We start from the raw sequence: 11,928 nt of genomic DNA, 5'->3' as shown, positions 1-11,928 counted from the left end.
TTAGAAAATAGAGCCTGTGAGATGGTTGCGGTGTTGGCTTCATTCAGTCACTCTAGTCACATACTTATGTATGCTCCCCGAGATACCCTCTTTTGCCGCCTAGCGACAACGTAAATTAGTTAGAAAATAGAGCCTGTGAGATGGTTGCGGTGTTGGCTTCATTCAGTCACTCTAGTCACATACTTATGTATGCTCCACGAGATACCCTCTTTTGCCGCCTAGCGACAACGTAAATTAGTTAGAAAATAGAGCCTGTGAGATGGTCGCGGTGTTGGCTTCATTCGGTTACTCGGGTCACATACTTATGTATGCTCCCCGAGATACCCTCTTTTGCCGCCTTGCCACAACTTGAATTATTTAGGAAAAATACTTAATTTCTAATCAAATGAAAGTTCTTTAGGAAAAATACTTAATTTCTAATCAAATGAAAAATATGTATAAAACTAATGATTAAATAATCATCTTTTATTTCTTAAATTAAATTTAGATTAATTGAAAATAATTTGATGGATATATTTATAGAATAAAAAGGATAAGTAAAAATAAAGGTGCTTTCTTGGCTAAATAAAGCACAGAAATTTAAGTTAAATAAGTTTCTTTAATACTCAGTGATATAAATCACAGTTCTTTTTTTCCTACGAAAAATATTCACAACTCCTCAATGGAATAAGTTGAGTTAATTAAGGTGAATTTGTCATCATTAATTCATTTTTGTGAGCTATATAAAAATCAAGCCCAATAAAAAGATGAAAATCGTGATTTAGTCACAAAAAATGGTTACTGTTTGCAGTGTATTATCATTAAAAATTGACGTCATGCACATAGTGTAAAATTTTAACGCTAACTTTGTTGTTTATTTGTTCAATTTTACAGGGTAGGTACTCAGATTTGAGAGGCAATTTTCTCTCAATAATGGCAACTAAGGGGATTACATGAATAAAGTATTAAAACTTTCAACACTTGCTATGTTAGTCGCATTTAATGCGAACGCAGCAACAGTTGATTTACGCGTAATGGAAACATCGGATGTTCACAGCAACCTCATTGATTTTGACTATTATAGAGACAAGCCGACAGAGCAATTTGGTTACGTTCGTACCGCGACATTAATTAAAGCCGCTAAACAAGAAGCGACAAACTCAGTATTAGTGGACAACGGAGATTTAATCCAAGGTAGCCCATTAGCAGACTATATAGTAGGTGAAGGTTTAAAAGACGGTGAATCTCACCCTGCACATAAACTTTTAAATACTATGGGTTACACCGTAGGTAACTTCGGTAACCATGAGTTTAACTTTGGATTAGAATTCTTACATAAAGCTATTGATGGCGCAAAATTCCCATACATTAACGCTAATATTATTGATGCGAAAACGGGTAAAAACTACTTTAACCCATACATTATTGTAGATACACCGGTTAAAGATAGAGACGGTAAAACGCACACTATCAAGATTGGTTACATTGGTTTTGTTCCCCCACAAATTCTTATTTGGGATAAACCAAATTTAGAAGGCAAAGTTTTAGTTAATGACATTACTGAAACTGCGAAAAAATTTGTACCACAAATGAAAAAAGAAGGTGCGGATTTAGTTGTTGCTATTCCTCACTCTGGTTTTTCTCAAGAGCCATATAAAGCAATGGCTGAAAACTCAGTTTATTACCTCAGTGAAGTCCCAGGTATCGACGCTATCATGTTTGGCCACTCACACGGCGTGTTCCCTAGCAAAGATTTCAGCGATATCAAAGGTGTTGATATTGCAAAGGGAACAGTTAATGGTGTACCTGCGGTTATGCCAGGACAGTGGGGTGATCATTTAGGTGTGGTTGATTTAGTGGTCAATAATGATGATGGCGCGTGGAAAGTGGTTGATGCAACCGCTCATGCACGTCCTGTCTATGACAAACCAAATAAGAAAGCCTTGGTTGAGCGCGATGGCGACCTAGCAAAAATTATTGAACAAGAACACCAAGATACTCGTAAGTTTGTCGGAAAACATATCGGTAAAGCATCCGAAAATATGTACAGCTACTTAGCATTGGTTCAAAGCGACCCAACTGTACAAATCGTGAATGATGCTCAAATCGATTACACCAAAAACTTTATTCAAGGTGATCCTGACCTCGCAGATTTACCAGTTCTTGCAGCCGCAGCGCCATTTAAAGCGGGTGGACGTAAAAATTCACCGACTGAATTTATTGAAGTCGAAAAAGGTGATTTAACTTTCCGTAATGCTGCTGACTTATATTTATATCCAAATACATTAGTTGTAGTTAAAGCCACAGGTGCGGATGTCGTCGAGTGGTTAGAATGTTCAGCCGGGATGTTCAATCAAATCAACCCACAATCAACAGCACCACAAAGCTTATTGAATTGGAATGGTTTCAGAACTTATAATTTCGATACAATTAGTGGTGTAAATTACCAAATCGACCTGACTCAGCCAGCGAAATACGATGTTGATTGCCAAACAGTCAACAAAGATGCTAACCGAATCAAAAACGTAACCTACCAAGGTAAACCGATTGATCCAAAAGCAACTTTCTTAGTGGCAACGAATAACTACCGTGGCTACGGCGGTAAATTTGCTGGAACAGGTGATAATAATGTTGAATTTGCATCACCGGATGAAAACCGTTCTATTTTAGCGGCTTATATTGCTAAAGAGTCTAAAGATAAAGGACAAATTGCGACTAAAGCGGCTAATAATTGGTCATTCACTCCAATTAAAACAGACAAAAAACTGGATATTCGCTTTGAAACTGCACCAAGTGAAAAAGCAGCAAAATTCATCAAAGAGAATGCGCAGTATCCGATGAAACAAGTCGGTACTGATGATATTGGTTTCGCTATTTATCAAATAGATTTAACCGAGAAGTAATCTGAACACATTGATATCATTCAAGCCTACCTACGGGTGGGCTTTTTAGTGGCTAAATAATGTGTTTAAGAGGTACTTTTTAGAGGGGAAAATAGTGCTCGGAATATTAAGACAATTTTTACATTAAATATTCCGAGCAGTTATGATTAAGGTAACCATTATGGAGCTACTCATAAAAGACATTTAACATAGGTAACTTAGTGTGTTTATCATACTCAACTTTCACATATTCAGATTCTACCTTTTGGCCATTTTTTAAAGAACCAGTTATTGAAACATCTTTACCTTTTCGGTAACACGTAATATTCACTCGCTCTTTATGTTCAACCTTAACTGAACATTGTGGCTCATAGATATAACCTGTAAATGTAATTGTACCTCCTGATGAATTATTACTTGCATAGGTGAAAGAACAACTTGAAATGATTATAGCAACAACAGATGTTAGTAAAGATAAACCTTTCATAGTCCACCCCCCCTTAATAACACTTACACGATGGAACGTGTTTTTGTGCTCTCACTTTTAGTGTAGTTCAAATATCTATAATGCAAAACTAAAAATGAAAATATACTTAGAGTTTAGTAGGGTGATTGGCTAATGAATTGATAAATATCAACTTATGTAGTTGTCAAATTTCGCATGTTCAATTAATAGTCAGACGGTAACACGAGTGTAATAATAATAGTATAATTGTAAATATTTCTTTTTATTTCGATAAACTATTTTGAATAAATATGTTTTATTGAGGGTGCGGATTAATTTAGAATAAGTTATAAGTTAAAACTATGATCATCATTGGTGATGACATTGAATTATTCACCTTGATTATATCAAATAAATAAAATCCTCTCGTAAATATATTACGAGAGGATTATTTAAATTCTTAGTATTCTAGTTTATTTGAAAACTTTGAAACGAACATCGTCGTCCATAAAGTCTTTATCACCAGCGGGTGCATTAATCGAACCAAATACCATTTGAGCGCGTAATATCCAGTTAGCTGGTACATTCCATGTTGTTTGAACGTCATTATCAATCAGTGGATTGTAATGTTGCAAAGATGCACCGATATTTTCTTGTGATAATGCTGTCCAGACTGCAAATTGTGCGATACCACTGGCTTGTTCAGACCAAATTGGGAAATTATCCGCATATAAAGGGAATTGTTCTTGTAAACCTTTTACGATGTTTTCGTCTTCAAAAAACAGAATAGAACCAGCCCCTGCAGCAAAGCTATCAATTTTTTGTTCTGTTGAAGCGAAGGCTTGCTCAGGAACAATTTTACGCAGTGCTTCTTTAGTCATATTCCACAATTTTTTGTGTTCAGCACCAAATAAAATTACCACACGAGACGTTTGCGAGTTAAATGATGATGGTGAATGTTTAACTGCTTCTTTAATTAGTTTCGTGACGTGTTCTTCTGATACTGGTAAAGCATCGCCGAGGTTATAAATAGTACGACGATTTTTAATCATTTCGATAAATGCGTTAGACATTTTAGTCTCCTAGCTTTTCATTAGCGCACGGCATTTTATTGAATAAATCTTAGAAGCCGTAGTGTGTTTCAATGGTTATTACTATAACTTGGCGAATGAAAAATCATAGAAAAAAAATTTAACGATAAGGTTCAAATTTTTGCACTAAGTTAAGTTTTGCTTTTAATTTGTTTAAAATCAATATATTAAATATGTTTCTGGTGTGATTTTATGATGAGAGATGACATTAATAGGCACAAATGAATAATATACATATAAAATAATTGAGCATAGAAAAAGAGAGAATAGATGGGGCATTAAAGAGCCTAGCAAGAGGCGTAATCCTGCTAGGCAAGAATGATAACTAGTTTTACTTAATTGAGTTCACTAACATTTTTGGTTATTTCGATTTTAGTTCCACCAAAATTATCAATGATGTACTTTCTTACCGCTTCAGTGTGGTACAGTTCTGCTAATTTGGCAAATTTAGGGTTATCCTTGTTATCTGTTTTAACAACTAATAAATTGATATTATTAATAATAGTCTCATCATTCTCTTCCCTAAATAACGAGTCAGTTAAAACGTTTAACCCGCCTTCTTGTGCAGCGGTATTACCTATGACTGCAATATCAACATCAGGCAATGCTCTTGGGCCATGAGCATATTTTATTTGCCTAAAAACTAAGTCCTTAGGGTTCGAGACAATATCATTAGTAGACCCTGTGGCTTGGTTAAAATTAGGTTTTAATGCAATTAACCCCGACTTTTCAAGTAATTTAAGTGCACGTATATGGTTGGCGGCATCATTGGGAATGGCAACGATAGATTGCTTAGGTAAATCAGCTAATTTTTTATGTTTTACCGAATATATGCCCATTGGCTCAAAGTAGGTGGTTGAGATCGCCGTTAATTGGTTATTATGATTTTTATTAAAATCTTTTAAAAACCCCCAAGATTGAAATGCATTAACATCAACATCTCCGTCAATGGTAGCGACGTTGAGTGTTATTCCATCGTCAATAATTTTGACATCAATATCGAGGTTGGCTTGTTTAGCTTCCGGTGATTGGGCAATAAATTTCCATATATCCGCATCACTACCGTGGCTGCCAATAATAATTTTTTGTGAAGTTGCTTTTTGTGGTGCTGTAATTTCATTGGTGTCTTCTTCTTGGGAGCAAGCCACTAAGGCTGATAACGACAAGGACAATAACACTGCAGGTAGTTTTTTCATTTGATGATCTCTAATTGGTTTTGTTCTCGGTATCTAACCAAATAAAAATAACGCTTTATAAATAATATTTTTTTCGTATTTCTTATTTTCAGTTATATAAGATGTGAACTGTTACAAAAAGTTATATCGATATAGTTTAAAATTATTTTTAGTAATATCAGATGTGGTATTTAATCGAGTGATAAATATATCTTGAATTTTATTCATTATTTAAATAAATATTTTAGAAGGTCGATTAATATGTCTATAACACAATTACCCATTATTGATTTACAAGAACTCGAAAACCCTGAAACACGAGAGAATTTCTACAAAAAATTACGGTTTATTGCTAGAGAAATTGGTTTTTTTTATCTCGTTGGGCACAATATTCCTGTTGGTACACGTGAGGAACTATTAGCCACAACTAAACAATTTTTTGCCTTACCTCAAAGCGAAAAAGAAAGCATTTCGATGGAGCACTCAAAGCATTTTCGTGGGTATACAGCATCCACGGAAGAGAGCACTCGTAGCCAGCCAGATTACCGTGAACAGATTGATATTGGTGAAGAATTACCTGCATTGCAACTTAATCAAGATGACCCTATCTGGTTTAATTTACACGGGCCAAACCAATGGCCGCAATCTTTACCTGAACTTAAATCTCAGGCACTTGCGTGGCAAAGTGAAATGCGAACCATTGCAGTAAAATTAATTAAAGCGTTTTTAGTTGCACTAGAATTACCTGAAAATAGTTTTGATAAAATTATTGCCGAGCCGGCACAACATTTATTAAAACTTATTCATTACCCGGCAAGAGAAAATAATAATGAAGGAGAGCAAGGCGTTGGCGCACATAAAGATGCGGGGATCTTAACCTTATTATGGCAGGACAATAGTGGAGGCCTACAAGTTGAAACAGATGTAGGCTGGATAGATGTTGAACCTTTGGAAAATGCATTTGTGGTAAATATTGGAGAAGTATTTGAATTAGCCACTAATGGCTATTTACGTGCGAATGTTCATCAAGTTGTTAGGCGTAAAAATAGTCATTCTCGTTATTCTATTGCTTATTTTATTACGCCAAATATTTTTGCAGAAGAAGTCCCATTATTAAATTTACCCCATTATTTAGCGCAACAAGCGTTAGGGCCTGATAGCGATCCATTGAATCCATTATTTACCAACCTCGGAAAAAATGTCATTAAAGGGCGCTTGCGCTCCCATTTAACGGTCACACGTCGCTTTTATCCTAAGGAATATGAGCAAATAATAAGTAATAATAATATTATCTGAGCAGTCGAGTCGTTAGAGATATGATGATAAACCATATTGGAGCTAAAAATGTCAGAACAGAGCTATAAAAAGGACTTACAAGGTAAAGAATTATCTCCAGAAACCTTAATGATGAGTTATGGCTATGACCCTAAGCTTTCAGAAGGGTCAATTAAGCCACCTGTTTTTCTGACATCCACATTTGTATTTAAAACCGCTCAGGAAGGGAAAGATTTTTTTAACTTAGTTAGTGGGCGCACACAAACGAGCGAAAACCATAAACAAGGATTGGTGTATTCACGTTTTAACCACCCAAATAGTGAGATTGTCGAAGACAGACTCGCCCTGTATGAGGGGGCAGAAAGCGCAGCGCTATTTTCTTCTGGTATGTCGGCAATTACAACGTGCTTAATGGCAGTATTGCAACCGGGTGATGTGTTACTCCATTCTCAGCCACTTTATGGTGGAACTGAAACCTTATTTTTAAACACGTTAGCCCGTTTTGGAATAACTTCGGTTCCTTTTCAAAATGGTTATGAGCAAGAATCTATTTTAGACGTTGCTAAACGTATCGAAAAAGGTAAAAAAGTCGCGGCTATCTATATTGAAACGCCGTCTAATCCATTGAATACACTTGTTGATATTGAATTAATTAGCCAAGTGGCAAAGCAGATATCGACGAACCAAAATGGGCAAATTCCATTAGTCATTTGCGATAATACGTTGCTAGGGCCTGTATTTCAAAAGCCGTTGTCATTAGGCGCAGATTTAAGTGTGTACTCACTAACTAAATATGTGGGAGGGCATTCAGACCTAGTTGCGGGGGCTGTGGTTGGAAGTCAGGAGTTAGTCAAGAAAGTGAAGGCGCAACGTAATGCCATCGGTACACAGCTTGACCCCCATTCTAGCTGGATGTTAGGGCGGTCATTAGAAACATTACAGTTACGTATGGAAAGGGCAAATGAGAGTGCAAAAATATTAGCTGAATATCTCCATCAGCACCCTAAAGTCAGCAAAGTGCATTTTCCTGCTTTTTTTCCGGAAGGGAGTGTGGAACATCAAGTTTATCAAAAACAATGCACTGGTGCAGGCTCAACCTTCTCTATCAATGTGGGGAGTAATGAAGCGGATGCATTTCGTTTTCTAGACAACTTAGCTATCTTTAAATTAGCAGTTAGCTTAGGAGGGACTGAGTCGCTCGCCAGCCATCCGGCGTCCACAACCCATTCAGGTGTTGCTCAAAAGGTCCGGGAACATATTGGTATTAGTGATAATTTAGTGCGCTTATCAATTGGTATTGAAAATGTGAATGACCTTAAATATGCATTGGAACTAGCATTAGAGGCGATTTAATCATCAGGGTGGGCTTTCCCACCCTGAATAATCACAAAATTGCGTTAACTGATGCGGTATTGTGCGGGAAGTTCGCTAAAACCAAGTCCATTGCCTTTTTTCACTGCAATTTGTACGGGGATGCGCTCTTTCATTGCTTCCACATGGCTAATCACGCCAATAGTTTTGCCGGATGCATTCAAACTTTCTAATGCATCTAGGGCAATATCTAACGTTTCTGCATCTAAAGTACCAAAACCTTCGTCTAAAAAGAGCGATTCCAATTGTGTACGGTGACTCACCATATCGGATAGCGCTAGGGCCAATGCTAAACTAACTAAAAAGCTTTCCCCGCCAGAAAGCGTTTTAATGTCTCTAATGCTATCTGCTTGCCAGCCATCAATAACTTGTAACTCAAGGTTTGCTTGGTGGCTACGCTGTAATAAATAACGACCATGAAGTTTTTCAAGTTGTTGATTGGCTAAAGAAACTAAACAATCCAAAGTTAGGCCTTGTGCATAACGTCGGAATTTATCCCCTTCAGCGGAGCCGATAAGTAAACTGAGATAGCTCCAATCGTCATAACTTAATTGGCTTTTCTCTATTTCTTGCAGTAAATCTTGTTGCTGATGGCGCAGTTGCTTATCTGCACTGAGTTGGTTAATTATCTGGCCTTGCTTTTGGTTTATTTGCTTAATTTCTTCATCAAGTTGAGTGACTACTGTTTGTAATTGTGTTTCAGTAAGCGTCGAAAAATCAGCAATGCGTTGTTGATTCAGTGCTTCAATCGCCTGTAGCCCCTCTTTATAACGTGTTTCACACTGAATACGAGCTTGGTTTATGCGCTGTTTTAGCTCTTCTAATTGTTGCTTTTCTTCGTGGCTTATTAACGCATCAAGAAAGGCTTGTTGATGGCTAAATGGGCTATCTGTAAGTGATTGAGTGAACAGAATATTAGCTTGTTTTTGTGCCAGTTTTGTTTTTTCACTGGCGTCAATGAGCTCTTGATAGCTTCCATTCATTGAGGCGATAGCTTTATCAATCTCATTGAGTTGTTTACTTAATTGTTCCTGAGTTTGGAAAAGCATGGTTTGTTTATCATTCAATTTCTGAATGAATTGGCTGATAGCTAAACCAGAAAGCAGTGTTTTCCGTTGCGCTATTTTTTGCTCTAAATCTAACTCAATTTGTTTAAGACGATTTCTTTCTTGTTCAATTTGTTGAGTGAGAATACGGAGTTGTGCTGACTCAACTTTTAATGTGGCAGTATTGACTTCAATTTGTTGGCTAAGTGTTTGCGCCGCCATTTTTTGGTTATTAAAGCGCTCACTTCGCTGAGTAACTTCGCGAAACCATTCATCAAACTTATCTTTATCTGGCGCGCTTAAGTTAAATGGATTTAGGGTGGATTGCCATTGCTCTATTTGTATCTGTTTACGCTGTTGGAGCTGATTATGTTCTTTTTGGAGCTCATCAAGTTGTTGCGTTTGGTTTTTTAAACGCTCTTCGACTAATAACAGTTCTGATTGCAGCTGTGTAAAGCTAGCTTGTTGTTCATGTAAATGATGTTTGGCTTGCTGATATTCACGTTCTAGAGCCGCCATATCCGCCACTATTCTCTGTTGCGTAGCTAATTGATCCGTTAATTGATTAACTAAGAGGGTGACGGCTTGCTCATTTTGGGCTAACTCAGGAGTGAGTGCTTGCTCACATGTCTTTTGCCACTGTTGGTTAAAAGCATCGAATTGTTCATTGGTTTGCTGTTGTTGCTGTAAGTTTTCGTTCTGACGTTGTTTTTGTGTGTGAAGTTGTGATTCTAACTGAGCTTGTTGCTGTTTTAATTGGTCGAGTTTATCTGTTAGTTCAATGAGTTGTTGCTGCGTTTCACTGAGATGGATTGATTGATAATCGTTAACTGCAGGGTGCTCTGTTGCACCACATAATGGGCAGGGGTTACCTGCTATGAGTTGCTGGCGCTCATGCTCTAGGCTGACAATTTTTTGTTCTAATTGTAATTTATCATTGGTTAGTTTGACGCGTGGGGCTAACTCATTAATACGTGTCAGGGCAATGCTCAACTCTTTTTGCGTTGCAGTGATACTTTGTGCTAATTCAACATCTTTTTGAATTTCTTTCTGTTTTTGTGTTTGAGTATTAAGGCATTGAGATAATATTAGGGGTAATAACTTGGCATGCTGTAATCGAGCTTGTAGCTGTTCAATGTGTTGATTGATGGTGTTAACATCATGTTTTTCTTGATTTTGTTTGTAGGTTTCTTCTTGTTTTTTGAATGCGACGGTGCTGCGCTCTAACTCGAGACGTTTTTGGGCTAATTTTTCAGTTTGCAGCTGTTGTTGCCGTTGTAACTGTGCGACGCCATTTGAAAGTATTTGTTGTTTATTGTGTAAACTTGCCAGTTTGTCGGCTAATTCGAAAATAAAATGACCTTGTTGTTGCCAACTACCTATTTGGGAACTCAGTTCAGCGTCTTTTGGGTGCGCTTCTAGGAATAGGTTGTGTTTCTTTAACTCAATGTGAGCATTTTGGATCTGACTCTGTGTCTCATTAACTAAGTGTTGTTTTTGCTGAAGAGTTGTGTGTTGTTGTTCAATTTGCTGCGTAATTTCAGACTGTTGCTGTTTCAATTGTGCAATTTGGTTATCCAGAGGCCTGACAGTTTCATCAATCAATTGATGTTGTTGTTTAGCAAAATCAAGGTGTTGTTGATACTCGGATTGTGATTTCAACAACTTCTCTTGCAGTGGGGCACGTTCAGCTTGCTGAGTTTGCAAGCTAAGTTGCAAACGTTGTTGTTTATTCGTGTATTCAGTGAGTTGTAGTTGCTGGCGTTCAACTTCCTGCCACAACGGACGAAGGGATTCTGCCGGAGCGCTGTCCGCCAACCGTTTCAACTGAGGCTGAGCAGCTTGGAACTCAAGCTCGTTTTTTTTAAGCTCATCATCAAGTGATTGCATGCGCTGGGTGAGTTGGTGATATTGTTGCCACCAATTAACCCCTTGTTGGTGGCGAGCCCGCTGTTGCTTGGTTTGAGTCTCTTGTTCAAGTAAATGGTTTTGTTGTGCCAATAACTCTTGATGCTCTGCTTCAGTGAGTAAATTAATGCTTTGTGCTTTCGCTTTTAGCAAATCTAAGTCAATTTTAGCTTGCTTGTGTTGATTAAAAACATAAATTGAAATTTGGCTATAAATTTCAGTGCCTGTAATTTCTTCAAGTAAATCAGCGCGTTCTTTCTCTGAAGCATTTAAAAACGCAGCAAAATCACCTTGAGAGAGTAAAATTGATTTAGTAAAACGCTCATAATCAAGCCCAGTTATTTGTGCTACTAATTCCTTTATCTCTGTGATTTTTACGGTCAATATTTTACCATCAGTAACCGTTGCAAGTTCCGCCTTAGGCTGTTGTAAATTGCCGTCAGGTTTTCCTCCTGCTCGTCTTTGGCTCCAAAAGGCACGATAAGCTTTGCCTTTGACCTCAAACTCCACCTCCGCAAGGCATTCCCCAGTGTGGCGAGTCATCAGTTCATTTTGTGCGTTAGAAATGGTTTTTAAACGCGGTGTTCGGTGATAAAGCGCGAGGCAAATTGCATCCAATAAAGTGGTTTTCCCTGCACCTGTGGCACCTGTAATGGCAAATAGCCCATTGCTAGCAAATGGCTCTTCAGTGAAATCAATTTTCCATTCACCTCTAAGGGAGTTAATATTTTTTAAACGTAAACTTAAAATCTTCAT

7 protein-coding genes are annotated in these 11,928 nt (G+C 37.4%); 3 read left to right on the top strand and 4 right to left on the bottom strand.

What is annotated here, in order from left to right:
• Window positions 1-932 precede the first annotated feature (932 nt).
• The gene (locus SJ312_RS10695; RefSeq protein ID WP_319867640.1) at window positions 933-2,882 is read left to right on the top strand and encodes a bifunctional 2',3'-cyclic-nucleotide 2'-phosphodiesterase/3'-nucleotidase; all 1,950 of its coding nucleotides are present in this window, start codon (window positions 933-935) and stop codon (window positions 2,880-2,882) included.
• A gap of 166 nt (window positions 2,883-3,048) precedes the next feature.
• On the opposite strand, the gene SJ312_RS10690 is transcribed toward SJ312_RS10695, so the two are convergent.
• From SJ312_RS10690 to SJ312_RS10680, 3 genes are all read right to left on the bottom strand, one after another.
• Window positions 3,049-3,348: a type 1 fimbrial protein gene (locus SJ312_RS10690; protein WP_094961944.1), complete on the bottom strand. Its 300-nt coding sequence runs from the start codon at window positions 3,346-3,348 to the stop codon at window positions 3,049-3,051.
• Between the two features lie 431 nt (window positions 3,349-3,779).
• Window positions 3,780-4,379 (bottom strand): nitroreductase family protein, encoded by a 600-nt coding sequence (locus tag SJ312_RS10685; RefSeq protein ID WP_004905586.1) that lies wholly within the window; start codon window positions 4,377-4,379, stop codon window positions 3,780-3,782.
• A 353-nt stretch (window positions 4,380-4,732) separates the two neighbouring features.
• Window positions 4,733-5,593 carry a MetQ/NlpA family ABC transporter substrate-binding protein gene (locus SJ312_RS10680; RefSeq protein WP_172766810.1) on the bottom strand — a complete coding sequence of 287 codons (861 nt, stop codon included), beginning with the start codon at window positions 5,591-5,593 and terminating at the stop codon, window positions 4,733-4,735.
• A gap of 240 nt (window positions 5,594-5,833) precedes the next feature.
• On the opposite strand from SJ312_RS10680, the gene SJ312_RS10675 reads away from it, so the two are divergent.
• The gene (locus SJ312_RS10675) at window positions 5,834-6,868 is read left to right on the top strand and encodes an isopenicillin N synthase family dioxygenase (protein ID WP_319867639.1); all 1,035 of its coding nucleotides are present in this window, start codon (window positions 5,834-5,836) and stop codon (window positions 6,866-6,868) included.
• Between the two features lie 48 nt (window positions 6,869-6,916).
• A complete protein-coding gene (locus SJ312_RS10670; RefSeq protein WP_094961946.1) occupies window positions 6,917-8,200 on the top strand; it encodes a cystathionine gamma-synthase family protein in 1,284 nt (427 codons plus the stop codon).
• A 44-nt stretch (window positions 8,201-8,244) separates the two neighbouring features.
• Here the strand turns inward: SJ312_RS10670 and SJ312_RS10665 are convergent, their stop codons facing one another.
• Entirely contained in the window at window positions 8,245-11,928 is a 3,684-nt protein-coding gene (locus SJ312_RS10665) for an AAA family ATPase (protein ID WP_319867637.1), read from the bottom strand.

This window comes from Providencia sp. CIM-Carb-044 (assembly GCF_033901115.1).
GTDB lineage: Bacteria > Pseudomonadota > Gammaproteobacteria > Enterobacterales > Enterobacteriaceae > Providencia > Providencia hangzhouensis.
Note: the sequence above shows the minus strand (reverse complement) of the source record. Positions and strands in the feature narration are given on the sequence as shown.